At 57.6% G+C, this 25,521-nt stretch carries 19 protein-coding genes; 7 read left to right on the top strand and 12 right to left on the bottom strand.

Annotation, left to right across the window (positions count from 1 at the left end; all coding sequences use genetic code 11):
* Positions 1–257: 257 nt before the first annotated feature.
* The 6 genes from BP26_RS0119260 to BP26_RS0119235 all read right to left on the bottom strand — a co-directional run bounded on the left by BP26_RS0119260 (position 258) and on the right by BP26_RS0119235 (position 9,194).
* On the bottom strand, positions 258–1,715 hold the full coding sequence (locus BP26_RS0119260; RefSeq protein ID WP_169740747.1) for an efflux transporter outer membrane subunit: 1,458 nt from the start codon (positions 1,713–1,715) through the stop codon (positions 258–260).
* Positions 1,716–1,829: 114 nt separating this feature from the next.
* Complete coding sequence (locus BP26_RS0119255) at positions 1,830–2,918, bottom strand: HlyD family secretion protein (protein WP_029922193.1); 1,089 nt, start codon at positions 2,916–2,918, stop codon at positions 1,830–1,832.
* Positions 2,908–3,615: an ABC transporter ATP-binding protein gene (locus BP26_RS0119250; protein WP_029922192.1), complete on the bottom strand. Its 708-nt coding sequence runs from the start codon at positions 3,613–3,615 to the stop codon at positions 2,908–2,910. The genes BP26_RS0119255 and BP26_RS0119250 overlap by 11 nt, the downstream gene beginning before the upstream one ends.
* 2 nt (positions 3,616–3,617) lie before the next feature.
* On the bottom strand, positions 3,618–4,754 hold the full coding sequence (locus tag BP26_RS0119245; protein ID WP_029922191.1) for an ABC transporter permease: 1,137 nt from the start codon (positions 4,752–4,754) through the stop codon (positions 3,618–3,620).
* Between the two features lie 249 nt (positions 4,755–5,003).
* On the bottom strand, positions 5,004–8,303 hold the full coding sequence (locus tag BP26_RS0119240) for a GH36-type glycosyl hydrolase domain-containing protein (protein ID WP_051749181.1): 3,300 nt from the start codon (positions 8,301–8,303) through the stop codon (positions 5,004–5,006).
* 114 nt (positions 8,304–8,417) lie between these two features.
* A complete protein-coding gene (locus BP26_RS0119235) occupies positions 8,418–9,194 on the bottom strand; it encodes a ferredoxin--NADP reductase (protein WP_029922189.1) in 777 nt (258 codons plus the stop codon).
* Between the two features lie 409 nt (positions 9,195–9,603).
* Between BP26_RS0119235 and BP26_RS0119230 the strand changes: the two genes are divergently transcribed.
* Positions 9,604–10,482 carry a universal stress protein gene (locus BP26_RS0119230; RefSeq protein WP_029922188.1) on the top strand — a complete coding sequence of 293 codons (879 nt, stop codon included), beginning with the start codon at positions 9,604–9,606 and terminating at the stop codon, positions 10,480–10,482.
* Between the two features lie 270 nt (positions 10,483–10,752).
* Positions 10,753–12,444 carry an ABC transporter ATP-binding protein/permease gene (locus BP26_RS0119225; RefSeq protein ID WP_036517418.1) on the top strand — a complete coding sequence of 564 codons (1,692 nt, stop codon included), beginning with the start codon at positions 10,753–10,755 and terminating at the stop codon, positions 12,442–12,444.
* A 107-nt stretch (positions 12,445–12,551) separates the two neighbouring features.
* Here the strand turns inward: BP26_RS0119225 and BP26_RS0119220 are convergent, their stop codons facing one another.
* Positions 12,552–15,527 (bottom strand): discoidin domain-containing protein, encoded by a 2,976-nt coding sequence (locus BP26_RS0119220; RefSeq protein ID WP_029922186.1) that lies wholly within the window; start codon positions 15,525–15,527, stop codon positions 12,552–12,554.
* Between the two features lie 205 nt (positions 15,528–15,732).
* On the opposite strand from BP26_RS0119220, the gene BP26_RS0119215 reads away from it, so the two are divergent.
* A complete protein-coding gene (locus BP26_RS0119215; protein ID WP_211254980.1) occupies positions 15,733–17,076 on the top strand; it encodes an NRAMP family divalent metal transporter in 1,344 nt (447 codons plus the stop codon).
* A 128-nt stretch (positions 17,077–17,204) separates the two neighbouring features.
* Here BP26_RS0119215 and BP26_RS0119210 read toward each other — a convergent pair whose 3' ends face one another.
* Positions 17,205–17,723 carry an alkaline phosphatase family protein gene (locus tag BP26_RS0119210; RefSeq protein WP_169740746.1) on the bottom strand — a complete coding sequence of 173 codons (519 nt, stop codon included), beginning with the start codon at positions 17,721–17,723 and terminating at the stop codon, positions 17,205–17,207.
* 930 nt (positions 17,724–18,653) lie between these two features.
* Between BP26_RS0119210 and BP26_RS0119205 the strand changes: the two genes are divergently transcribed.
* Both BP26_RS0119205 and BP26_RS0119200 read left to right on the top strand, forming a co-directional pair.
* Entirely contained in the window at positions 18,654–19,232 is a 579-nt protein-coding gene (locus tag BP26_RS0119205; protein ID WP_084183241.1) for a LemA family protein, read from the top strand.
* Positions 19,233–19,262: 30 nt separating this feature from the next.
* The gene (locus BP26_RS0119200; protein WP_051749180.1) at positions 19,263–20,069 is read left to right on the top strand and encodes a TPM domain-containing protein; all 807 of its coding nucleotides are present in this window, start codon (positions 19,263–19,265) and stop codon (positions 20,067–20,069) included.
* Positions 20,070–20,206: 137 nt separating this feature from the next.
* On the opposite strand, the gene BP26_RS0119195 is transcribed toward BP26_RS0119200, so the two are convergent.
* The 3 genes from BP26_RS0119195 to groL form a co-directional block, all read right to left on the bottom strand.
* Positions 20,207–20,743 (bottom strand): flavin reductase family protein, encoded by a 537-nt coding sequence (locus tag BP26_RS0119195; protein ID WP_029922181.1) that lies wholly within the window; start codon positions 20,741–20,743, stop codon positions 20,207–20,209.
* 165 nt (positions 20,744–20,908) lie between these two features.
* Positions 20,909–21,535, bottom strand: a complete 627-nt coding sequence (locus BP26_RS27860) for a TetR/AcrR family transcriptional regulator (RefSeq protein ID WP_051749179.1) — start codon at positions 21,533–21,535, stop codon at positions 20,909–20,911.
* Positions 21,536–21,797: 262 nt separating this feature from the next.
* The gene (gene groL / locus BP26_RS0119185) at positions 21,798–23,408 is read right to left on the bottom strand and encodes a chaperonin GroEL (RefSeq protein WP_029922179.1); all 1,611 of its coding nucleotides are present in this window, start codon (positions 23,406–23,408) and stop codon (positions 21,798–21,800) included.
* Positions 23,409–23,794: 386 nt separating this feature from the next.
* Here groL and BP26_RS0119180 point away from each other — a divergent pair, with 386 nt between their 5' ends.
* Positions 23,795–24,661, top strand: a complete 867-nt coding sequence (locus BP26_RS0119180; protein WP_029922178.1) for a universal stress protein — start codon at positions 23,795–23,797, stop codon at positions 24,659–24,661.
* A gap of 114 nt (positions 24,662–24,775) precedes the next feature.
* On the opposite strand, the gene BP26_RS29690 is transcribed toward BP26_RS0119180, so the two are convergent.
* Positions 24,776–25,165, bottom strand: a complete 390-nt coding sequence (locus tag BP26_RS29690) for a hypothetical protein (RefSeq protein WP_157572627.1) — start codon at positions 25,163–25,165, stop codon at positions 24,776–24,778.
* 92 nt (positions 25,166–25,257) lie between these two features.
* Here BP26_RS29690 and BP26_RS0119175 point away from each other — a divergent pair.
* Positions 25,258–25,521: oxidoreductase (locus BP26_RS0119175; protein ID WP_494546281.1), on the top strand; the 264-nt coding region annotated here is incomplete at its 3' end.

The raw sequence follows: 25,521 nt of genomic DNA, 5'->3' as shown, positions 1-25,521 counted from the left end.
AGCCGACTAACCAAGGCGTCGAGAGAGGGCGTATTCGGACAAAACGAAAATGCTGTCCCGGATATTTCACCGTGAATCAACACTGCATCGCACTGTTGCGTGTGGGCGCAATGGTTGCAGGCTGCAAGCTCCCTCCGCAGTTCCGCGATGGAAGAACGGGTCAGATAGGACTCCCGATCGATTGACCCGGTATCGTCGCCGACCTTACGCGAAATGGCAGCTTCATATCGGTGTCGGTCAGCGCGATTCAACAATCCTTAATAACGACCATTCGCCAACTTCCCAGCTGCACGGGACACCCCTTCCCCCACAGTCGCCGCTTTTTCCCAGTTTCCCCCCAATGCCACGAACAGGGCGATGGTATCCTGCAGGCGCTGGGCCTTGGTCTCCAGATAAGCAAGCTCGGCCTGTTGTCCCTGGATGTCAGCCAGCAGCACCTGGGTATAGCTGGCCATCCCCGCCGCATAGTTGACCTCGACCAGGTGTCCACTTTCACGCACGGCACCGAGGCGCTGCGTCTGCGCATTGATCGCTTCAGCGTCATGCTGCAGCGCTCGCAGGCTATCCGCGACCTGGGCAAAGGCGGACAACACCGTCTGGCGATATTGGGCCTGGGATTGCTCGTAGGCCGCGACCGCGGCCTTGCGTTGGAACCAAAGGGTGCCTCCTTCGAACAGAGGTGCACTGAGTCCGGCACCGATATCCCACACCGTACCGCTGGATTTGAAAAGGTTATTGGCGCTGGTGCTTTGTGCTCCATAGGATCCGCTCAAACTGATGCTCGGCAACATCGCCGCAGTCGCCACACCGAGGTTGGCACTGGCGATATGCAACTGCGCTTCAGCCGCCAGAATGTCCGGGCGACGAGCCACGAGTTCTGACGGCAGACTAACGGGAATATCCGTCGGCAGGTTCAATTCGGCAAGTTTCGTTTGAGGCGCCGACCACTCGGCCGGAACGTGGCCGGTGAGTGAGGCCAGCAGATCGTTTGCCTGATCCAGCCGTTGCCGTATGGTGGGCATATCTGCTTCGGTAGCGGACAATTGTCCGCGCAAATCGAGAATCGCCGTATATGGTCCGGTTCCCGTTTGGTATTGGATTTCCGCCACCCTGACTTGCTCCCGCATGGTCGCAATCATGTCGCTGGTCACGTCTATTTCGGCGCGATATGCAGCCGCTGCGACCAGGGTATTGGCAACATTTGCAGTGAGCGTAATATAAGTCGCGTTCAAGGTGTCGCGCTGGACATCTACAGCGGCTCGCAGTCCTTCCACGGTGCGCCGTTCACCACCGAACACGTCGAGGGCGTAGCTGACGCTGGCCGAGAGCGTGAACAGGTTGAAGATGCTCGGGGGCAATGTTTCGCCATTCTTGGCCGGTGAGTATTGCTGCCGTGAAACATCGGCGCTTCCATTAAGCTGCGGGAGGAATACTCCCTGGCCGGCGCGCAGGCTGGCCTGGCTTTGCCGCAGGCTGGCCTCGGCGGATTGCAAGGTCGGATTACCGACGACAGCCTGCGCCACCACATCATCCAGCTGCGTCGAGCCGAAGAGCTGCCACCATTGTCCCGGCGTATCGCCCGTCGCCACGAAACGCTGCGATTGCCCGTCAGCCACAGCGGTTTCATGTGGATCCGTCGCGGCGGTGTACCCGGCCACGGATGGCGCACTTGGCGCCACGAAGTCGGGGCCTACCGCGCAACCCGCAACCCCCATCCCCAGAGTAGCCAGGGTGAAAAGACTCAACGACGCGAAGACGCTTCGCCTATAGGGCGCACTCCGGAAAAGAAAGTTTTGTGGCATCGAATGACTGGATCGCATAGCCATCCCCTATTGCGTGCCGATATAGACGTCTACCACCTGGCCAGGGTAGATGCCGAATTCGGCTGGCTTGGTGAAGCTGAATATCACCGGAAGAACGCGCACATCCACGCGCTCGGTTCGCTGATCGGACAGTTCGATCTTGGGCGAGACATACGGCTGGGTACGGACATACTGCAGGGGGATATGGCGGTCGGTACCACGGATGTACATCTGCGCCTTGATTTTCGCCGGGTCCGGCAGACGATGTACCAGAATCTCATCCACAAAACAGCGCACCGCCATCTGTTCCTGCGGACTACCCATGACGATGGCCGGTACCGCGCCCTGGGTATAACTGTCGTAGGTTCCCTGCGAGGCGGATACGTAACTGCCGACCGTGGCGGCAATCGACAGTACCACGCCATCGGACGGTGCCCGTATCAAATACTTGTCGAGCAGTGCCGACGATGAAGCGTATGATTTCTCCAATGCCTCGTACTGTTTTTCCTGATTCCTGATTTCGTAGATCCAGGCACCGGCCTTGATCAGCCGGTACTGACGCCGCGCCACATTCAGATTCTCCGCAGCTGCGGCAGCGGCGTTCTCCGCCGTATCGAGCGTATCCTTGCCAACCGCCTTGGGATCGATCTGATAAGCCCGCCTTTGTTTCTCCAGGGTATCTTGGAGGGTTTTCAGGCTAGCCGTTGCGTACTGTACCTGCGCTTGAGCTACCTCCAGTGTTTCACGGCGAGGTTCCGCCTTCAATTCTTCGAGCGTAGCCAGTGCGGCATCGGCCTGGGCATGCAGTTGCTCGGTGGTGGCTTTCTGCACTGAATCCTCAATTTGCAGCAGCGGCGTTCCCTGTCGCACCACCTGGTTCTCCGCAACAAGAATCCGGCTGACGGCGCCCGACACTTCGGGATAGATGTTGATATTTTCGCCCTGTGCCTGGAAGCTTTCGACAATGCCGTTGGCGTAAATTCCGTCGGCATAGGGATTGGCCGCCGGGTTGAATGCTGGTGGCTGGGCCGGGGCCTGACGACCATAGATATAGGCGCCAACCAGTCCGACCAGGACGCCGATGCCAGCGACGATGAATAGGATTTTATTTCTCATGAGAATCACCATTGCTGTCGATGCGCTTCAATTTGCCATCCTCCATTCTCAGGATTCGGTTGGCGAACTCCGAAATGCGTGCATCGTGGGTCACGATGACGATGCACCGCTTGTCATTGAGGATGTTCTTTTGCACGAAGCTGAGGATGTTCTTGCCGGTATCTCCGTCAAGTGAGGCGGTCGGTTCGTCCATGATCAGGATGTCAGGGCTGCTGACGATGGCCCTGGCGATTGCCACACGCTGCTGCTCACCACCGCTGAGCTTGACGGGAGGCAGGTGTGCGCGCTCCTTGAGGCCGACGATTTCCAGGTACTTCATCGCTTCGGCAATGGATTCGTCCCAGTTGCATTTGCGCAGAATCAGGGGAATTGCCACGTTCTCGACCGTGGTCAACCTCGGAAAAAGATGAAAGTCTTGGAACACGAAGCCGATCCGCTTGAGACGGAATTCGGCAAGTGCGTCGTTGGGCAGATCCCAGATGTCGACGCCTTCGATTTCCACCTTACCCTGGTTCGGACGAAGAATCCCCGAGATCAGGCTGAGCAAGGTAGTTTTGCCGCTGCCCGAGGGGCCAACGATATAGAGCATCTCTCCAAAGTAGGCCTCGAAGGCAACTTCGCGCACGGCGTAGGTGCGGGCTTCCCCATCGCCGAACCACTTGCACAGAGCAGTCGTCTTGATGGCCGTCGCGGGCATATCTAGCCCCGAAAGATGTCGAAGGGCTCGATTCTGAGCACCTTGCGCACACCGATGTAGCTGGAAATTCCGGCAATCACCAGCACCATGAAGAATGCCAGCGCCAGATTGGTAAAGGTGATCATTGCCGCATAGTCCGGCAACCTGAACTTGGCCAGGGCGATCACGGCCGAACACAACCCCACTCCCAACCCATAACCGGTGAGGGCTGTGAAACTGGCCTGAAACAGGATCATGTAGACCAATTCATGGCTTTTTGCGCCAATTGCCTTGAGCGCTCCAAATTTTTCAAGATTTTCCAGGACGAAGGTATAGAAGGTCTGCCCGGAAATCGACAAGCCAACCACAAAGCTCATGACCGTCATCAAAAGGAGATTGACACCCAGGCCGGTCTTAAACATGTAGAAATTGGTGATCTGCTTCATGAATTCTTCCTTGGTCAGGGCCACATAGCCCAATGCCGCGACGTTCTGCTTGATCCGAGCGACGTCGTTTATGTTTTTCGGCTCGACCAGGATGTAGGAGATGGTGAATCTGGACGATGGAATGTATTGAATGGCACGATTGAAGGTCGTGTATAGCGTCGGCACACCGAATAATCCGCTGGTTGCAACCTGGGCGATGCCGACGATCACACCGCGGTTATCGTTCAGTTCGAACTCCGTGCCGCGCTTCGGATTCTCCATCTTTGGATATTCGGAATCCTTGACCACGATGAAGCCGTTCTCGGCAAAAATGTCGGAAATCTGTCCTTCGATCAACTTCGGGCGTCCGAACAGGCTGGTGTCGTCAAGTCCCAACACGTTGACCGCCTGATAGGCGCCGCTGTGCAACCTGACCAGAGCACCGCCCGAATACAGGGGTACTGCATAGCGCACACCCCGGACGCTGCGCACCGCATCAAGCACGTAGTCGGGCATCGGAATGCTGTTGGCAACGGTTTGCACAGCGGGGTCCATCACCCACATATCGGCACCGACATTGATCACGGTTGCGGACGCGCGATTGAGTATTCCTGCAAACAGGGACGTCATCTGCACCATCAGGAACACCGCAAAGGTAATGCCTAGCAACAGAGCAGCGAATTTGGAGCTGTCGTTGACGAGCAACTTGTAGGCAATTTTCAGGATTCCGCGCAAGACACCCTCATTTAGGCTTTCGTACCGCCCCTGTCTATGCCCCCAAAAGAGGTCCGACCAACACAAAGATTATCGATAGCGCATCGGTGTGCCACATTGATCTGTATCAAACGGTAACGACCGGGGGGGCTCGGTAGCCTCCTCAAGGTGTGCCGCAACCAGCGGGCATGCGCCATCGAGTGCGATTTTTTGTCCCTGGCGATCAAAAGGACACACCAGAGCGATTCGACGCTGCGGGCGAGCGCGTCGTTAAAAAGAACGGGGCTTGATATCTGCGACAGCCACAGGCCCTGCAGCGGGCCCCAACGTGACGAACATGTGGTGACGCTCCCCTGCGGTATCAAGCGGGACCCGCACAGTACCCGACACTATCTCAAGAGCCTGTCCATCCATGATTGCGCCAATGATGGATTCAGTGCAGCCACGCGGATTGACTACGTCTATCAGATATTGCGCCCCCCCTGCAGGTGCGCGGAATTCAATCCTGTACTCCGGCCATTCATCGGGCACGCAAGGCTTTAGAACCAGCGTCCGGCCATTTTCCAGGCGAAGCCCGAGCACGGCCTCCAGGGCCACACGATAAGCCAGCGCCGCCGAACCCGTGTACCAGGTCCAGCCGCCGCGACCGATGTGCGGTCTGGCGCCATAGATGTCTGCGGCGATGACGTACGGTTCCACCTTGTAGCGCTCGACCGAACGCTGGTTTTGCGCATGCTGCAGGGGAGCGATCATCGCCAGCCAGGAAGCGGCCCGGTCACGCCAGCCCAGCCGCGCCGCGGCCTCGATCATCCAGCAGGCGGCATGCGTATATTGCCCCCCGTTCTCGCGCACCCCGGCAACATAACCTTTGATATAGCCGGGATCGTCCCGGGTTTTGACGAACGGAGGAGTCAGCAGGCGGATCAAACCGTCGGATGCCGCCACCAGCTGCGACTCCAGTTCCCGCATCGCCTGCACTCCGCGCACTGTCGGGGCCACAGCAGACAACACCGACCAGGCCTGCGACAGCCCATCAATACGGCATTCTCCTGCTTCTCCGGTCCCGAGCGGGGTGCCGTCGTCATAGTAGGCACGCCGATACCACTTGCCATCCCAGCCGGCCCCGTTCAAATGGGTTAGCAACTGCTCGCGATAGGCGACATAACGGGCAAGCCGCCCTGGCTCGCCTCGCTGGCGCACCAATGGAATAAAGGCGTCGAGCAGCACAATGAGGAAGAACCCGAGCCATACGCTTTCACCGCGCCCCTTGTGCCCGACGCGATTCATGCCGTCATTCCAGTCGCCCGCCCCCATCAATGGCAGACCGTGTTCACCCTGCGTCAGCGAGCGGTCCAAAGCTCGGCAGCAGTGCTCATACAAGGTTGCACGGTCGACGGTAATCCCGGCTTTCAGATTGCTCTCTTCCTGGCCTTCGGCGAGCGGTGGAGCGCGTAGGAACGGTACAGGTTCATCCAGGATGGAGAAGTCCCCGGTACGCTCAAGATATTGACCGGCGACATACGGTAGCCACAGCAGATCATCAGAAAACCGGGTGCGAATGCCCCGCTCCATTGGCTCGGCATGCCACCAGTGCAAAACATCCCCTTCGGTAAATTGATGGCGCGCGTGAAGCAGAATCTGCTGGCGCGTCAATTCAGGCCACAACAGGCACAGGTTACCCGCATCTTGCAGCTGATCGCGGTAGCCATACGCCCCACTCGACTGGTAGAAGGCGGTCCGTCCATTGATACGACAGGACAAGGCCTGATAGGGCAGCCAACCGTTGATCATGCGATCGATTGACGTAGATGGCGTGTGCACGCGGATCGCATTCAGCCGCTCTCGCCAGGATTGAACAACCTGATCCAGAGCGGCTGCAACGGCGGCGTTGTCGCGGTAGTTATCCAAAAGGGCGTCCAGCTCTGTTTCGCCCATTGCCTCGCCCAGCAAGATGTTCCAGGTTACCGTTTCGCCGGCCATGAGATCGAAGCGGAGGCGCCTCGCAAAACAGGGGTCGAGCCCGTCCCCGCAACTTCCGTCGAGTCCAGGGCTCCGCAATGCCTGCGGCGCACGGGAGCTGCCGTTTGCGCCGATGAAGCTGCGCCGATCGCAGCAGATATCCTCATCCAGCGCCATGCCCCCTACTACAATCGAGAATGCTACGCCCCCGACGAAGTCTCCCGCGCTGCCGTTGCGGGCACACAGCGCTTTGCCGTGCCGCCAACTCTGCACCGGACTGGGATATTCAGGTTGTCCGCCGAGAACCAGGCGCTGGTATGCATACAGTGACAAATGGCGTTCGTTTGCAGAGTGGTTGGTGATGCGAAGACTGAGGATCTTCACCGGATCATGCTGCGCCACGAACACCGTGGCCTCCTGATCTAGACCGTACCCTACCGAATGGAAGCGCGAATAGCCGAAGCCATGGCGTGCCTCATGCGCTACTGGCGCGGGTGCCGGGCCCGGCATTGGCGACCAGAAGATGCCATTGTCCTCATCCCGCAGATATACGGCCTCCCCGTGAGAATCAAGGACTGGATCATTCGACCAGGGGGTAATGCGATTGGCCTGGCTGTTTCGGCTCCAGGTGCAACCGGCGCCTGTCTCGCTGACCAAACACCCGAAGCGTTTGTTGGCCATGACGTTGACCCAAGGCATAGGGGGCAGATCGAGGGCCCCGTTGCTCCAGGGCGTATGAATGACATATTCCGAACCATCCCCGGTAAATTCGGAGCGTAGAGCGCTGCGCCTCGCGACACCGCGGCGGGTCGCCTTGCGCACCATTGGGCCGGCTCCCATCTCCCTGAGCAGCGGACCGATGCCGATGCGCTTCGACATGGCTCCCAGTACAAAGTCGACTTCCCGGGACTCGCCGGGCTCCAATTCCAGCTGCGTGCGCAAGGACAGAATAGGATCGAGCACATTGCCGACCGTTCCGCTCATGGCGAGCAGCGGTCGCTCCAAGCTTCGTCCTCGTCCGATGAAAACTGCCCGGTCGGTTTCCCAGTCCAGGACGGGGGCACCGATCAAGGCGTGAAAAGCCACCGGCCACGCTTCTTCGGAGGAGCGAGGGCGGCGTTGTGCCACCAAGGCTCCCGAGGCGCGGATCAATGCAGTCTGCACGAATAGTTTTGAGAACGCAGGGTGCGCCAGATCGCCTTGCGGATCCGCCAGAGCGATCTCCACATAACTGGTCAACTCGATACGACGAAGACGTGCGCTGTCGTTGGACAGCCGAACCTTGCGCGTCTCCAGGTTTAACGAAGGGGAAACCGAAATGCGGGTGGTCACGGAGACATCATGGTCCTGGCGAGACACGATGATCTCGTCGGTGCCGCTGCGTACCTCATAACCCTGTCCAGGGACCAGCGTGGGTTGCAAAGTGGCCGACCATAGCTCACCGCTGTCCAGATCGCGGAGATAGATAAAAAAGCCCTGCGTGTCTTCCAGCCGGTCCCCGCACCAACGGCTTATGGCAACACTGTCGAAAGAGGACTGCCCGCCACCTGCTTCGCTCATGCGTAGGCGATAACGTCCATTGCCCAGTTCGCAAAGGGATTTGGTATTCATGTCAATAAGAAGCGCCCAGGCGGAACTTGCAGTTCATCAGCCGACCTTGCTCAATTCAGAATCACGGGCTTGGCATCCGGAGACCCGCCCCTAACGGTGATACTTCTCTTGTCTCTACTTTTCAACAAAAGCGCGCTCCACCACGTAGTCGCCACAAGTTCCTTGCTGTGGAGACATGCTCAGCCCCCAGTCGTTGAGGAGCGCACAGGTATCCTTGAGCATGGACGGACTGCCACAAAGCATGGCGCGGTCGGCTGCGGCATCTAGTGGCGGCAACCCATTGTCGGAGAACAGCTTGCCGTTCCTGATCAGGTCGGTAAGCCTGCCTCGGTTGCGGAATGGCTCCCGTGTAACGGCGGGATAGTAAATAAGCTGACGCCGAACCTGCTCACCGATGAATTCACTGGCAGGTAGTTCGCGCTCGATGAATTCGGCGTAAGCGAGATCGCTTACTTCACGAACACCGTGGACCAGGATAATCTTCTCGAAACGCGCGTAGGCATCAGGGTCCTTGATGATACTCAGGAATGGAGCCAGGCCAGTGCCGGTACTGAACAGATAAAGACGCTTACCGGGGCGCAGATCGTCCAGAACCAGCGTGCCAACGGGTTTTCGGCTAACCAGAATGGGATCGCCGACCTGGACATGCTGCAGGCGCGAGGTCAGCGGGCCGTTCTGCACCTTGATGCTGAAAAATTCCAGGTGTTCCTCGTAGTTGGCGCTGGCAATACTATACGCGCGCATGAGAGGGCGCCCTTCAACCTCCAGGCCGATCATCACAAACTGACCGTTGATGAATCTGAGCGAATCATCGCGGGTGGTCTTGAAGCTGAACAGGCTGCTGTTCCAGTGGCGCACATCGACAACGTGTTCTGTGATGAAGCTTGCCATCGATAGCGCCTCGACGAATTCGCTATACCTTACAGGAACTGCGGTTCCGGAACAGGTTCTCTCGCCTGGAAATAGAGGAGGTCAGGATTTGGCCGTCCAACTACGGCACCAACCGCCGGATTCGGCATGCAGGCAATAGACAAGCCGATCAGGCGATTGGTTGTCGATGTTATGGACAGGCGATATCGCAGCAATTGACATGGATCAATAATGGGCAACGCCTGGGGAACAAGGCTTGAGCCAATCATCTCCAGTTCGCCATATGCTGGATCGCCCCTGGCATAGGCGTCGCAGAGGCCGCGCTGCCGGATTCCGATATTCGATCACGAGCGCCGGTTTGATCCAGATCAACGTCTGGAGCGCTGGGTGGGACTAAAGTGTAAAAAATGAATACCCGTGAGCAGCTCCCGTGAACAATTTAAAGCTGATCGTACTGCTGACGTCGATGGAATCGATTCATTCCGCCGCTTTGGCGCATGCCGAGCGCCTTGCCGCGGCAACTGGAGCCAGGCTGCATATTCTGGTTCCGGTATATTCCAAGATGATAGCTTTCGCGGGCATGCTTAATAGGAAGGGAGCGGCGGAGGCCCGCCTTGGCATGCTGCAGCAGTTTGAGCGACTACTACGACAGGAGGCTGCAGCCATTCAGCTGGAAGGTGTGGAGGTCACCACAGAGCTTTTGTGGGCCAAGCCGAAAGCGTCCGCAGTTCTGAAGAGGATCGATGCACTGAGCCCGGATCTGGTCATCAAGGTCGCCGACCCGGAGCGTTCCGTCTCATGGCCGGGGCGTTCATTGGACCGCGCTCTTCTGCGGCACTGCAGGCAGCCGGTGCTGATCTCGCGGCGGGCATCGGGCATACCACAGCACATCGCAGCCGCCGTAGACATGAATCGACCCTGGCCATACCAAGGGGATATCTCCCGCCACTTGGTGGAAGAGGCAGAATCGCTTGCAGGCATCTACGGGGCCGACCTGCATTTGATTCAGGCCGAACCGGCCGTCGCCGAAGTCGCAACATCGGGCCGCCGGCGTCGTTCCTCCCCTGCCTCACAGATCAAGGATGCATTCGTAAGGCTGGCAGATTCGCACGGAGTCCCGGGGAAACAGCGTCACCGACTGTCCGGTGCAACCGTCCCGGCAATTCTCGACTTCCTCGGCCACAACACCGTCGACATGCTGGTCGTCGGCAACCCGCAGCGTCCGGCCGCACAGCGGTTGCTGTTCGGCAATCATGCCGAGCGTATCAACCTGCACGCTGACTGCGACACCATCACCTTCAGCTCGTGACTTTTTCCGGCACACTTCGGCCTTCGCCCATCGGGGCCTTTCAGAGCTTCGAATAGCCTTCCAGCGCCATGCAGCGGTTCGGACCTTGGGAATGCCGCGCCGAGGGCTCGGAGCCCGGTATTTGCAATGATGCGGGTGTCTTTCGAGCGAGTGAAAGTGGGTTTTTTCAATGGAAATCGCTATCGTTGCACCTGACGCCCGTGCAACTCCCATTGGTTGTTCAACGGGTCCCAGGATAGTGCCCTAGGCAATTGCGAGACAGGTTACAAAATGGTCAAAGCGGGCCAAGAGTTCGGCGTGGAAACATGGCAACGCTTTAAGCGGGTGTTGCGTACGTTTGTTGCTTCCGATGAAGGACACAAAGCCCTCTGGATGCTGGCAGGCCTGATCACTTTTCTGGTCTCGATCAACGCTCTAAACGTTCTCAACAGCTATGTTGGACGCGATTTCATGTCCGCCATAGCGGACAAAAACCTGCCTCGATTCATTACGCGGGCTTGGCTCTATGTAGGTGTTTTCGCGCTTTCCACAGTTGCCGCCGTCATGAGCAGCTATCTGGAGCAAAGACTGGGCCTGCTTTGGAGGGATTGGCAGACACGTCAGCTTCTCTCCCGATATCTTGCCAATCGGGCCTTTTACCGGCTCGAGCTCGAGGGCTATCTGCAGAATCCGGATCAGCGCATCGCCGAGGATGTCCGCAGCTTCACCACGACGACACTTTCATTTGTCCTGATGATGCTCAACGCTGCATTCACAATTGTGGCGTTCTCCGGCGTCCTGTGGTCGATCAGTCCACGGCTCATGATAGCGGCCATAGTCTACGCTCTGGCCGGATCATTCCTGGCGTTTTGGTTAGGGCATCGGCTGGTCGACCTGAATGTCCGGCAACTTGATCGGGAAGCCGACTTCCGCTCGGAATTAATCCAGCTCCGGGAGCATTCCGAGCCTGTCGCGCTTCTCCAGCTGGAGGAGTTTGCACATCGTCGGATACTCAAACGACTGGATTATCTGGTCGCAAATTGGCGTCAGATCATCTCGGTAAACCGCCGCCTGGGCTTCTTCACCAATGGCTATAACTACCTGATCCAGATAGTGCCGGTAATCATCGTTGCGCCGCTTTTCATTCGCGGAGATTTCGAGTTTGGAGTTGTCACCCAATCTGTAATGGCGTTTGCTCAGCTCATGGGCGCATTTTCATTGGCGGTTTCGCAAGTGCAGCCGATCTCTTCCTACGCGGCCACGGTTTCCCGGCTTGACAAGCTCATGACTGCGATTCGCGCCGATGAGGCCGCATTCGAGAAGCCACTGCCTGATCCGCCCGGGAAGCCGAAGCGCATTGCTTACCGACATCTGACACTGTATCGACCTGATGGAGTGTGCTTGATCAAGGACCTGACCATTCAAATAGAACACGGCGCGCGGATGCTCATTACCGGCTCGTCCGGCCACGCAAAAGTAGCGCTATTCAGGGCGACCGCCGGGATGTTCAACTCCATCGAAGGCAGTATCGACCGACCGGATGCGGAGGCAATGATGTTTCTTCCGGAGCGTCCCTATCTGACAAAATGCACCCTGCGCGAGGTTTTGGTTCAACCATCAAAAGAAAATTCCACCCCGGACAGCGAGCTTCTCGATATTCTGCGTCGCTTGCAACTTGACGCCGTGATTGAAGAAGCAGGCGGCCTTGATGTGGATCACGATTGGGCCAATGTGATCGGGATCAGCGAGCAGGCGCGCCTGCTGGTGGCGAGGATCGTCTTGGCCAGGCCGGCGTTTGCTTTTCTGGATCGGTTGAGTACGGCGATGGATAAACTCCATGCCCAAGAGGTGCTGAAGCTTCTTTCAGAACAAAACATTGCATACATTGTGCTCGGGACGTCCGACGACCAGGCAAACAACTTTGACACCGTGCTCGATATTGCCATGGATGGGGCCTGGTCTTTGCAAAAGCTCATCCATTAACACCGAACTGCCGGTTACCGACGGCCATACCGGAGCATTCGTTCGACATGCCCCGATCTCCATGCACAATGCAGGAAATCCAAACGCCAGATGGGGTTCTGTCAGCATCATCGGCCCACCGCGGAACCCAACTTGCAGATTACCGTCGCCTCCCCCGAAGGTATGTACACGGAGTCCCTATCAAAACTGGTCAAGCTGCGTCCATCCAGGGTGACGCTCTGTAACGACTCCGCCAGCGGAGGCCGTAATACGATGCCGGACGAAAGGCCTCCACCGATGGCGAACTCCAGTGTCTCCCGGTCAAGCTTACGCAGGCTATAGCTTAAACTCCCATAAAGCGTAGGCATCCGCTCAACCTTCACGCCCGCCCCTTCAATCCATTCCGGAGCCAAGCCGGCGGCTACAACCATTTTGTGGTCATGCTCGCTTTCATAAGCAAACAGGCTGCGTACGGCAAGCACATATTCAGCGCCAACCCAGGCATGCGGCAAATCCCCCAAGTGCGCTGGCGCGCGATGATCACGCCAGGCAATTTCCGGCCATTGGTTCCACGCTGGTGGACGCCGATCCGACAGATAGAACCTCAAAAGCTCGAGCGCCTCGTCACGACGTCCAAGTCGCACCAGCGCACCAATCACACGAATCTCGTATGGGGTGTAGTTCGGGGCGGAAATCGAACCGCTGCGTTTTCCGCGCCACTGGCTCATATGCAAGGTGAAGGTCCGCTCAAGGGCTTGGCGATCGATCCCCTCCGGCACACCTAGCAGGCCGATCGCACTAGCTGTGGAAGTGGGATCAAAGTCTGCCCATTCGACACTGCAGGGAATGTAGTCGAGGTTATGCTCCCTCCGCGTCTTCTCGATCGAAGCATACAGGCTTGTGGCGAAGCGTACCGACAGAGAGGTCCATGCCCTTTCCTTCTCATCTCGTCCAAGCGCGCGAGCCAGCTTCACCGCGTCGAGCAAGCCGCGTAAAGCCCAGAAATCATCCCAGTAGGAATGAACGGGCTGGGCCAGATAGCCTTCGTGACTGGCGGATATCGGCAGAAGGCCGTCCTTGCCCAGTAGGCGCTCAATGCAACCCACCGCCTTATCCACATAGATCCATGATTCTTTTAGGCTTTCTATATCCGCGGTGAACCCATGGTAGTCCGCAACAAGCGCAATGAATTCACCATGGCTATCATGCTCGATCAGCCAATCCGGCCCATCGCCATCCACGCAACATGGTACGAAGCCATCTGCGCGCTGGTTGGGGGCATACCAGCGAATGAAATCGCGTACCTCTTCGAAACATCCCATTCGCAAGAGAGCCGCCCCCATGACAGCGCCATCGCGAATCCATGATCTGGTATACCGTCGAGGTCCAGGCTGCAACGCCGCGCCATTGCGGTTCACCAGCACATGTGCCGCAGCGGTAAGCGCGGACCGGACGACATCCCCAGCCCAACCCTCGCCCATCCACTGTGATGCCGGAAGCTTTGAATCCCAGTCGAACAGAGCTGCCCTAGAGGAAATCTCCGTAACGTCCGACGTGCACGCTAACACTACTTCACAATGGCCTTTATCACGGCTCGATAGATCAAAAGCCAAAACTGCGGACGCGAATCCGTGTGTGTCATGAACTCCGGCATTCGCCGGCAATTGGCCTTTGGCGAGATACTCCGTGACCACGCCTTCGTCGAAGGCCGCCGCGCCGAATTCGAAGTGCGGGACCATCGGAACAATCGACTCCTTCCCATTAATGCGCACTACACCATCGCATTGCGCAATATCATTTACCGGGCGGAATCCACCCAAGTCATGGAAACGTTGCCAGGGGGGTGTCACTTGAAATGGACGCACCACGACAAAGAGCCTTCCCTCGCATGACCCGTTGGAAATGCTTTCGGCCCGGTACCGAACCTGTAATGTGCCGGACTTCGTGACTTCCCCCTGGATGCTCAGGCGCCAGTCGCCGCTTTCCCAGACCACGGAGGGAAACGGCATCCAGCCATTCCGGAGCCCCTGCGTCGGACTGACATCGGCCCAGGTAAACAGGCGACCATTCACCCATAACATGGGTTCGATCGAAAACGAGCCCGGAAACACCTCCACCATACCTTCTTCGTTGATCAGGGCGCAGGGCGCGCCGTTTGAAGTCCCAATGGGTGTCCACAGGCTTTGCTCACGATATAGCCAACGCGGATACCAGCCGCGCGGCGCAGCCTTTGCGACGTTGTGCCAGAAGGCGTCGACGGATCGTGAATACTCGAACGACTTCACACGAAGCATCGCGCCGTCCGATGGTTCGTCCATATCCAGACGAAGAAAATGGGCTCTCGCTCCCGGGAGGTAGATCTGGCTGGATTTGCCCGCGGCTTTCGAAGCCGCGTGAAGCAACTCCCAGCGGTCCCCGTCAGCGGATCCGAGGATCCTGAAGCCGCGCGTTGGGGCATGCGCCAACCAGTCGATAACCATGCCGCCAATTTGCCGATCGGCTCCAAGATCCAGCGTTATCGAAGGATGTGCGTCACCTGCGCAAGGTCTCCAAATGTCGCCCCCCGGCACTTTCTTCGCTTCAAATCCCGGCATCTCACTTGAAGCCCACGCCGTCCGAACAGCCGGAGCCTGGCGATCTTCAATGCTCAATTCCGAAATCGACAAATATCCGGCTCCGCCCTCGCCTGCCACAATGGCGAATTCGATGGCACCGAGTTCAGCAATGGCTCCCCCGCCGGCGGGGCCCCAAGCGAAATCGATGTCGCGGCTTTCCAGGGTAAACTCCTGCCATTCAGCCGGAGGCTTCAGATCCCTTATTACGTGACGCCACACATTGAGGCCGGTAGGATCCACCAGTTTCAATTCAAGGTGATTTGCGGGCGCCCGACCTCGCAGCTGAAAATGGACAGCAAAGTCCTCTGACATCGTCCGGACCAGTTCACGGCGGGCGATGACATAGCCGCCGCTTCCACCGAAATCGAACGTCATCTGAATTGACCCAACCGGTGCAGATGTCGCCCGCGACAGCGTCAGCTTCGCCTGAGCGGTACTTATTGACCGCCAGGCGGTCAAGTCCGCCAATAGATTCTGGGCGTCATTCATATGAATCGCAGAAAAGCTCGGACCTTGCGGTGGCACACTTGACATTATCGCATCCTATAACTTGCGTATACGAGGCCACTTGATGTGCATCAATAATACGTCCATTACCTTCCGCTATCCTTCATCTGAGAATTGATGGAAGACCCGCGCAGGGGACATCTCGAGGCCTCACTATTGATAATTTGGTCGCATCAGGTGTTCCCGTATGGCTGATATTACTGACGACGTTCAATCGGACCTTGCATCCCTGGCGCCGGACCCGCCTTTGGCCGCTGGCAGCAAGACGTCGATGTCAATTAGCCGTGGAATCTGGAAACGTCTTGGCCCCGGCTTGATCACCGGCGCTTCGGACGATGATCCCAGCGGCATCGCGACATATTCTCAGGTCGGCGCCCAATACGGGTATGGCATGGCGTGGACCATGATTTTCAGCTATCCATTGATGGCAGCCATGCAGGAAATCAGCGCCAGAATAGGTCGCGTAACTGGCAACGGCATAGCCGGCAATATCCGTCAGCACTACCCGCCCGCGCTGCTTCGCACCATCGTTTGCCTTCTTCTCGTCGCCAATATCATCAATCTCGGTGCAGATTTAGGCGCGATGGGCGACGCCGTACAACAGCTTACGGGCGGCTCTCCGCACATCTTCGTTGCGATATTCGCGGTAGCTTGCGCTTGCCTCGAGATCTTCTCGCGTTACGATCAATACGTGCCCATCCTGAAGTGGAGCACCTTTTCGCTCCTCGCCTATGTTGCCACTGTCATGGTAGTCAAGGTGGACTGGCACGAGCTAGCTGTTCAATCGTTCGTTCCGACCTTTTCCTGGCATAGGGACTATATTGTCGGAGTTGTCGCAGTTTTTGGTACGACGCTAAGCCCATATCTATTTTTCTGGCAGGCATCGGAAGAATCAGAAGACGAACGAACGACGGCCGGCGCAGAGCCGCTTCTGACATTTCCGTCTCAGGCGGCCACGGAATTCCGGCGCATCAGAATCGATACCTATGCCGGGATGGGCTATTCGAACATCATAGCGCTGTGCATTATCGTAACGACCGCCGCCACGCTTCATGCCCACGGCATCACCGACATTCAAACATCCGCCCAGGCCGCGGAGGCACTACGACCGATCGCCGGTCGCTTTGCGTCTACGGTATTCGCAATCGGTATAGTGGGAACCGGTCTTCTAGCCATTCCAGTGTTGGCCGGAAGCGCGTCCTACGCTGTTGGAGAAGCCATGCAATGGCCCGTCGGTCTGGGCCGACGCCCCTCCGAGGCGAAAGCATTTTATGGGGTGATTGCCTGCGCCACGCTATTGGGCTTTGGCATAAACTTTGTCGGATTCAATCCGATTAAAGCCCTCTTTTGGACTGCCGTAATCAACGGCGTGGTCGCCGTGCCGCTGATGATTGTGATCATGCTGATGACCGCCCAGTCCAGGGTCATGGGTCCATTTATCCTGCCGCGCGCTCTATTGACAATGGGATGGCTAGCCACCGGCATCATGGCCACAACAGTCGCAGCAATGTTCTGGACCTGGCTTTTTTAGGCGATTACCGTCCTGGGGAGGAGCATACGAAGGCATCCTCAAAGGCGGGCATCATTTGGCATGGATTGACGCGCCATTGGACGAAGTGGTTTTGGTCCGCCGTCGAACCTCCACGACTCTCAACGGCCTTAGTCGTCATCATCCGCTGATCCCCGCAAAAGTTGACCGCTCGGATCCTCGCCGCGCCTCAAGGCGCCGAACGCCTCAAGAGCGCGCCGATGCTCGACTAGTGAAGCTCTAGGCCCAACCGGCGGCGGTGTGAATCTCTCGCCGTAGACCGCTTTATACAGAATGTAGTCACTGAGTTCCTGTGGCACAGCGTCGACGGAATCAAATGTCAGGCGCGCGGATAACTTGGCACTGGGTGGACCACCGGCATTGACCAGCATCTGGTTTACTTCCGGCTTTATCGCAACGTACCCGCCATTGTCTGGCTTCGGAGTGAATACGTCGTACATAGGTACGGCATTGGCATCGTAAAGCGAAAGCGGCTCAATTCCCAGAATCAGCTCAATGGTTCTGATCACCGACAGCTGATCATAGTGATGATGGATGACTTCCCCGCCGCGTTTTACATAGGGACCGATCACCAAGGCCGGCGCGCGATGGGCGATGACGTCGCCGGCGTCTCCATATGTCGGACCCACCGGCTCCACTACCCCTTTCGGCTCTCCCGAAACGTAAGCAGTGCGGCCGTCTTGCGTGGAACACCATTTGACCATGGGTGCCTGGCATGGGGATGATTTGGATTTGAATGACCTGTCCCGACGCCAGTTCCACGATGCGAATATCGTTGAGCCCATACCCTGCGCTTAAAGACCAATAAAATCGGCCATCAGGCGTGAGAGCGCCACCGGTAGGGAAATTGCCGACCTCGGCCATGGAATCGAGGGGAGAAACGGTCCGGCCGGAATTCAAGCTGGCAGAGACTTGCCCACGTACTATTTGAGAACCGCAGACTCCGAATAATCCGGTCTTTGATGTCGCCACACCCCCAACGGATGCGCTTCCACCGGACATATCTGATCGTGCTGCATTGTTTAACGAATTGCCGCCATGGGAGCTCGATGCTGCATCTGCGTACGCCTGGGGTGACAGCGTTTGCTCGCAGCCATGTAGCCCTATAACTCCATAGGAGGCAAGAAACAAAGCGGCAGCAGTGAACGTGCGAATCTCAATCACCTGAGTGGAACGGATCCAGCTTCTGGTGATCTGCGCAGCGGCGGCGCACAGCATCCATGCCACGATGTCAATTGCCGTTAGTCCACCGGTTAATCATTTTAAGTGTGGCGTTATCCGATTGAACCAGCATTGATGCTTATCATTCCCGCTGTAGCTGCGGGACGGCCACTGGCACAAAGGTGGACGTAACGCGTATCACCCGGCCGTCGGCCACACACCTGACAACGATGGCACTCCTTTTGAATTTGATGGCTCACCCCCGGTGCGCATTGACCTGCATCATGGCCCTTGCATCCGGTTGGGCCTAAATTAAAAACTTCGCTGCCATTGGTTGCCGCAAGAAAAGAGGTAATTCATAAGTGAATGCACCGTTTCGCAGTGTGGGTCGGGTATTGATGGGGCTGAGTTTCGTTCTGCTATCCGGCTGCGGATACAATTCGTTGCAAACGCAAGACGAGCAGATCAAGGCAGCTTGGTCGGAAGTGCTCAACCAGTACCAGCGCCGCGCGGACCTGGTGCCTAATCTGGTCAACACAGTCAAGGGCTTCGCCGCACAGGAAGAGCGGGTATTCACCGAGGTGACCAATGCGCGCGCCAAAGTGGGTACCATTCAGGCAACTCCCGAGCTGATCAACGATCCCCAGGCCTTCGCCAAATTCCAGCAAGCCCAAGGCGAGCTGAGCGGCGCCCTATCTCGCTTGCTGGTCATCTCGGAGAATTATCCTCAGCTCAAGTCCGACGCCGCTTTCCGGGATCTCCAAGCGCAACTGGAAGGCACCGAGAACCGCATCACCGTGGCTCGTAACCGCTACATCCAGGCCGTACAGGAATACAACGTCACCGTGCGCCGGTTTCCCAGCAACCTTACGGCCAAGGTTTTTGGTTACGGCATCAAGCCAAACTTCAGCGTGGAAAATGAGACGCAGGTTGCCAAACCGCCCGCCGTCAATTTTTCGCCGGTACCGCAGCACTGAGCGCCGGTGCCAGCATAGAGAACGAGTGTGATGTACAAAACGGCTCTATGGGTGTTTGCGATTTGCATCCCATTCCTCGCCGCGGCGGACCAGCCGGTGCCGTCCCTGACGGGGCATGTCATCGATCAAACCCAAACGCTATCGCAAGACCAGATCCAGGCCCTGGAGCAAACGCTGCGGACGTTTGAAGCGAACAAAGGAAGTCAACTTGCCGTCCTGATCGTAGCCAGCACAAAGCCAGAGTCAATCGAGCAATACTCCATTCGGGTCGCGGAGCAATGGAAACTCGGCCGCACCAAGGTCGACGACGGCGCAATCCTGCTGATCGCAAAGGACGATCGTACGCTGCGAATCGAAGTTGGATATGGCCTGGAGGGCGCACTCAACGACGCTGTCAGCAAGCGCATCATCAGCGAAATCATAGTGCCGCGCTTTAGAGAAGGTGATTTCTACGGCGGCATCGCGGCCGGCGTAGATCGCATGATTGGCACTATCAATGGCGAGCCTCTACCGGGACCTGATGAAAATCGGGGGGCTGCCGAAGACAACCTCCGACGAATCAGCCCCTTGATCCTCATCGTTGCCCTGGTAGGCGGCGTTATGCTGCGCTCCTTTCTGGGTCGCTTTCCAGGCTCGGTCACCACTGCAGCCTTGGTTGGACTGATGACTTGGTGGTTAGCGGGAACGCTGGTTGTTGCTGTCGGTGTAGCTCTGCTTACCTTCTTGCTGACCTTTTTGGGCGTTTGGAGCCTGTTCGGCCTTGGCGGCAAGCAGGAGGGTGGATTCCGCGGCGGCGGCGGTGGCTTTGGCGGAGGCGGTGCATCGGGTCGATGGTAGGCATGGAATGCTAGCGCATCACCCGGCGTCTGCTCAGGCTGCAATGGAAAAAATGCACCTCCACAGTGTGCTGCCCGCTCGGGCCCATCGACGGGCCTTCATCGGCCTGACAAGGCACGGTGGTCACCGCAAACGAGCTATTTCATCCGCGACGGCAGCTTGAAGGTCCGGCCTGGAACCATAAAGCTGCCCATGCCAAGATGATGGATCGTTTCGGGGTGTTTCCGTGAACGATCAATCCAGGCTTTCAACACTTCGAGGACGAAAAAGTCATATTTCGCCACCAACCTGCTGTCGACGAGCTTGCACTCCAGGTTGGCGTAGCACTCATCAATGAGCGGCGCATGGACATAGGTAGCGGGAATTGGCGTCAGACCGAACACCTTGAACTTGTCGATCGTTCGACCGGAAGTGTTGCCGCAGCGGACGACCTTCCTGGCCAGTTCGACCGTCGGGATGTTGATCACGCATTCGCGATGGCGCCTCAGTATATCGAACGTGAAGCTTCTATCGCTGATCACGCAGCCGATGAGTGGCGGTTCGAAATCCATCATGGTATGCCACGACATCGCCATGACATTGAGCCTGGTACCGTCGGCAGTCGTGACGAGCACTACCGGTCCCGGCTCGATCAGGCGATACACCATAGATAGGGCGAGTGAACGTTTTTTCATCCGTTTACGATCCGGACTACCGACTTGGTCGCAATTGATATAGATCTATCGCCGCAATCAGCGATTGGGTGCATGACTTGATTCGCAGGGTCTTGGGGCATCTAGCGCCGCACACGAATTGGATTGCTCGACTCGCCGGATGCCATGAGAACGAAGCTTGCGCTTTCATTTCTTCTTTGCCGACAGTGCGCCATGCAGGAACACTTCCACCGCGTCCTCCACCACCCTGTTGAGCTCGCGGGACGTGGGCGGCGTTGCCCCAGATAAGAGTTGACGAAACAGTTGCTCTCCGCCAAGCATATCGAGAAACATCCCTGCCAGACGCCGTGATACAGCGCGATTTGATCGGTCCGCTATTTTTATTTTTTCAAAATAGGCGGCGATCGTGTCGCGGGCACGCTCAGGGCTTGCCTTGAACCAGCGCTTGCTCGCGTTCGGGAAGCGCTCCGATTCACCAATAATCATCCTGTACTGTCGCACCGAGTGCCGGGTGAGCAGAGCCGTGAGGTAGAGCCGCCCGATTTGGCGCAAGGCATCGGCCGGATCAATAGCCTCCAGATTGATGCCTTCATATGACTGCGGAGTTGACTCACATAATTCTTTCACGACCGCCGCAAACAGTTCGGACTTGGCGCCAAAAAGCTTGTAGACATTGGTCTTTGTGCCGCCAGCCCGGGCCACGATGGCATCCACGCTGACGTCCTCGTAGCCACTCGCCAGAAACATTTCTGTGGCAATCTTGAGAAGCTGCGTCCGTTTGGCTTCCGAGCGGCTCGGTTTATTTTTAGCCATGATTTCTCCTTCCTGCTTTACTTGCTTTAATTGTTACTTTTGTAATCTTTGCAATGGCCTGACCATTTGCAGATTCAACCTTAAGGGCCACCCTCGATAATCCAGTTCCAGACATCTAGGGCCGCCGACACGCCCGCAACACCGGCGGAAGATCCTCGAGGTAAAATCCACGAGGCCTCGAAATCGTTGAGAACTGGAACGGCACAACGGAATTCATAATTGTCAGCGAAAGTGGATGGCTGCCATTGGATCGGCACAACGATCAGGAAGCATCCGGCACCTTCTCCTTGTCTTCACCCTGCTCGGTGATTGTGGCCTCGGTCAGCAACAGAACGCTGGCCACCGACACTGCGTTTTCCAGGGCGATGCGCACCACCTTGGTCGGATCCACGATGCCCGCTTCGTACATATCGACGAATCGCTTCGCCGCTGCGTCGAATCCGACGTTGGCGGATTCGGCCAACATGCGCGCCACCACCACGCCATCGTCTACGGCGGAGTTGTCGGCGATTGTGCGGGCCGGCACTTCCAGAGCGCGGCGCAGGATCTGCAAGCCGGTGCGCTCATCACCTTCCGAACGCCCCTCCTCCGCGGCCACGGCGCTGACGGCGCGCAACAGCGCCAAGCCGCCGCCTGGTACGATACCTTCGCCCACCGCTGCCTTGGTCGCCGATATCGCATCGTCGAGCGCATCCTTCTTGGCCTTCATTTCCGCCTCGGACGGCGCACCGACGCGAATCACCGCTACGCCGCCACTGAGTTTGGCCACACGCTCCTGCAATTTCTCGCGGTCGTAGTCACTGCTGGCCTGTTCGATCTGCTTGCGAATCTGCTGAACACGCTTATCGATGGTTTCGCGACTACCTGCGCCGCCAACCAGGGTGGTATGTTCGCGGTCAACGATGGCTCGGCCGACACGACCAAGCTGCTCCAATTTCACCCCTTCCAGAGTCAGGCCCAAATCTTCAGAGATGACTTGGCCACCGGTGATTATGGCGATGTCCTGCAGCATTTCCTTGCGCCGGTCGCCGAAGCCAGGCGCCTTGACGCCGGCACAACGCAATACGCCGCGCAAATTGTTGAGGATCAGGGTGGCCAGGGCTTCGGCCTCGATCTCCTCGGCGATGAACAGGATCGGCTTGCCTGTTTTAGCCACCTGCTCCAGCACGGGAATCAGATCTTTCACCAAGTTGAGCTTGCGGTCGGTGATCAGGACGTAGGCATCATCCAGGGTCGACTGCATCTTTTCGGGATCGGTGACAAAGTAAGGCGAGGCATAGCCGCGGTCGAACTGCATTCCTTCCACCACTTCCAGGGTGGTCTCGGTAGTCTTGGCCTCTTCCACGGTGATGACCCCATCGCCACCCACCTTTTCCATGGCACTTGCGACCAGTTCCCCGATGTCCGGGTCGTTATGTGCAGCGATGGTGGCCACTTGGGCCTTTTCCCGACGTTCCTTTACCGGCCTCGATTGAGCCCGCAACGAAGTCACTGCCGCCTTGAGGCCGCGGTCGAGTCCGCGCTTGACATCGATGGCGCTGGCACCGGCGACCACGTTGCGTACGCCATCGGCGAAAATGGCGTGCGCCAATACCGTCGATGTGCTGGTGCCATCGCCTACTGCCTCATTGGTTTTTTCGGCAGCCTGCCGCAGAGTCTGGACCGCCAGGTTTTCTTCGGCGTCTTCCAGTGTGATTGCCTTGGCGATGCTCACGCCATCGTTGCATACGGCGGGAGTGCCCCACTTTTTCTGGATCAGAACCGACTTGGATTTTGGACCAAGCGTAATGCGAACGGCGTCGGCCAACTTGGCAGCGCCACGCAGGAGCTTCTCTCGGGCATCACTACGATAAAACAAGCGGGTATATGTCATGGGCAGCCTCTTTAGATTGTCGATATTTAACGGACAGGCAAGAAGGTGCATTGATCTGGCTCAATCACTTTTTGTTGCGCCACAACAAATAGCGCCCACACACTGCGCCTCGACGGTGAAGCACCGCTAATTTCCCGACATGTGCTTAACCGGGTTCAGATGAGGCCATTGCATCGCCCGGACTCCATTCCCAATGGCTGCGTGGAATCCGATAAACCGATGGGATAATTCCCCGGCAATCAGTGCGGCCAGGTCGTAACCCTGTAGCGGCTGGGTCCTAATGCGAGACACGGCCTGTTGTCTCGATCCATACGGTTGATACAGATCAAGGCACGGTGGAGCATGGGAGCCGAGAATTTGAACATCCTCGTGCCGGGCTTTCAAACATGATCAAGACAATATTGGTGCCGCTGAGTGGCGGCGACATCGATAAAGCCGTGCTGGACGCAGCATTGGCGATTGCGCGCCCCTCGGGCAGTCATATCGAGTGCTACCATCACTTCACCGGCGGCAGCGAGGCTCTTGCTTACATGCCTCATAGTCTGCACCTGATGGGTGCTGCCCTGCGCGATGCCATGGATTGGGCTGCCAAACGCGGGGATACCCGCGCCGCAGCCTCTATGCGGCATTTCGCCGAATTCTGCGGCGCCCATGCTATTCCCACCGATGTAATGATCCCCTATGGCGGAATATCGGCAAGCATTTCGCAAGGGCACCACGACCCTGTGGAAAATCTATGCTTCCGTGCCCGACACAATGACCTCGTGGTAATGGGACGCCCCAAGGGCCTGGACGGACTGCCTGCCGACCTGGTCCAAAGAACACTACTGGCGGGTGGACAACCACTGCTGCTCATCCCCGAGCATTTCACCGGCAAGTTCCTGGAGGTTGCGATGATCTGCTGGAAGGACACCGCGGAGTCGGCGCGCGCCTTGACTGCTGCCCTGCCCGTCCTGAAACAAGCAAAACAGGTGATTCTGACAAACGTTGATGAAGGACATGGCGTTGACCAGGCTTCGATCCAGGCCGTCGTGAACCATCTCGCCTGGCACGACGTGCAGGCCCAGATCAGGCTCCCAACTAACAGCGGCGCATCCACAATGGAAACGCTTTGGTCCTGTGCGCGCGATTGGCACGCCGGCATGCTGGTGATGGGAGGATACAGTCGTGGACCGACGCGAGAGTTGCTGTTCGGCGGCTGCACTGATTCGGCACTTACTTGGGGCGAATTGCCGGTTCTGATCACTCGCTAAGACAGTAGTCGGCTGCTGGCCGCTTCCATTATCTGCCACGATGAGACCAGGGATGGGACCGCGCATTGCGAACTTGATCCGGCATCTGCCTGGACAATGGCCCTACGCATTGACTCAGATCAATGCTATCTCTGCCGGTGACACTAACATTTGAAAAATTAGCGAGTTTTCTCGAATCAGCCAGATCGATGGCCGGGCAAGCATGGGTTGAACGCAATTTTCAAATGATGCTGATCGATACGGACCAGCAAAAACCCTGTCATTGGTCGTGACACAAACGGAGCCAGCAATGCCCAAGAAAGAAACCATCAAGCCGCCAACAAAGCGGGAACTTGCAGACGCAAGCAAGCAGCTTCGCGCAGGCCATTCAAGCGGTGGCCGCGTAATGGCAGACAAATCGGTTGCCGTCCGGGAAGGCGTGTCAAGGTCGAGAAATCGGTAGTGAATGCCTGAATTTTGCTCCAAAAGCCCGATTCCGCCGCGGCATGCCTTGATCCAGATCAAGGCACGCCGCGACGATCGGCAATAGCTTGGCCGGAATCCCAAGTCGCATTTGTGCGTATGCGTCCGCGCCGCAGCCGATCGGAGAAGTCCCGGTGATCCCTTCAAGAATCCTGTTTGCCCCCTATGCCCTGGAAAACCTGATGCTGGCCAACCGGATCGTGATGGCGCCAATGACGCGCTGCAGGATGATCGCTCCGTCCTATGCGCCCAGGCAGACAACCAAGACCTATTACACGCAACGCGCTTCGGCAGGGCTTATCGTCTCGGAGGGCATTGTCGTATCCAGGCAGGCGCGCGGCTACAGCAATACCCCGGGCCTGTATACCGCCACGCAGGTGCGGGCATGGAAGCGGGTT

The organism is Nevskia soli DSM 19509 (assembly GCF_000711955.1).
GTDB lineage: Bacteria > Pseudomonadota > Gammaproteobacteria > Nevskiales > Nevskiaceae > Nevskia > Nevskia soli.
The sequence above is the reverse complement of the archived record's forward strand: the minus strand, read 5'-3'. Positions and strand labels throughout refer to the sequence as shown.

Coding starts and splice junctions, on each gene's coding strand:
- BP26_RS0119255 (WP_029922193.1), bottom strand. CDS start 2,918: ATGAGAAATAAAATCCTATTCATCGTCGCTGGCATCGGCGTCCTGGTC.
- BP26_RS27860 (WP_051749179.1), bottom strand. CDS start 21,535: ATGGCTAAAAATAAACCGAGCCGCTCGGAAGCCAAACGGACGCAGCTT.
- BP26_RS0119215 (WP_211254980.1), top strand. CDS start 15,733: ATGGCTGATATTACTGACGACGTTCAATCGGACCTTGCATCCCTGGCG.
- BP26_RS0119240 (WP_051749181.1), bottom strand. CDS start 8,303: ATGAATACCAAATCCCTTTGCGAACTGGGCAATGGACGTTATCGCCTA.
- BP26_RS0119235 (WP_029922189.1), bottom strand. CDS start 9,194: ATGGCAAGCTTCATCACAGAACACGTTGTCGATGTGCGCCACTGGAAC.
- BP26_RS0119260 (WP_169740747.1), bottom strand. CDS start 1,715: ATGGGGGTTGCGGGTTGCGCGGTAGGCCCCGACTTCGTGGCGCCAAGT.
- groL (WP_029922179.1), bottom strand. CDS start 23,408: ATGACATATACCCGCTTGTTTTATCGTAGTGATGCCCGAGAGAAGCTC.
- BP26_RS0119220 (WP_029922186.1), bottom strand. CDS start 15,527: ATGAATGACGCCCAGAATCTATTGGCGGACTTGACCGCCTGGCGGTCA.
- BP26_RS0119180 (WP_029922178.1), top strand. CDS start 23,795: ATGATCAAGACAATATTGGTGCCGCTGAGTGGCGGCGACATCGATAAA.
- BP26_RS0119250 (WP_029922192.1), bottom strand. CDS start 3,615: ATGCCCGCGACGGCCATCAAGACGACTGCTCTGTGCAAGTGGTTCGGC.
- BP26_RS0119200 (WP_051749180.1), top strand. CDS start 19,263: ATGTACAAAACGGCTCTATGGGTGTTTGCGATTTGCATCCCATTCCTC.
- BP26_RS0119225 (WP_036517418.1), top strand. CDS start 10,753: ATGGTCAAAGCGGGCCAAGAGTTCGGCGTGGAAACATGGCAACGCTTT.
- BP26_RS0119195 (WP_029922181.1), bottom strand. CDS start 20,743: ATGAAAAAACGTTCACTCGCCCTATCTATGGTGTATCGCCTGATCGAG.
- BP26_RS0119205 (WP_084183241.1), top strand. CDS start 18,654: ATGGGGCTGAGTTTCGTTCTGCTATCCGGCTGCGGATACAATTCGTTG.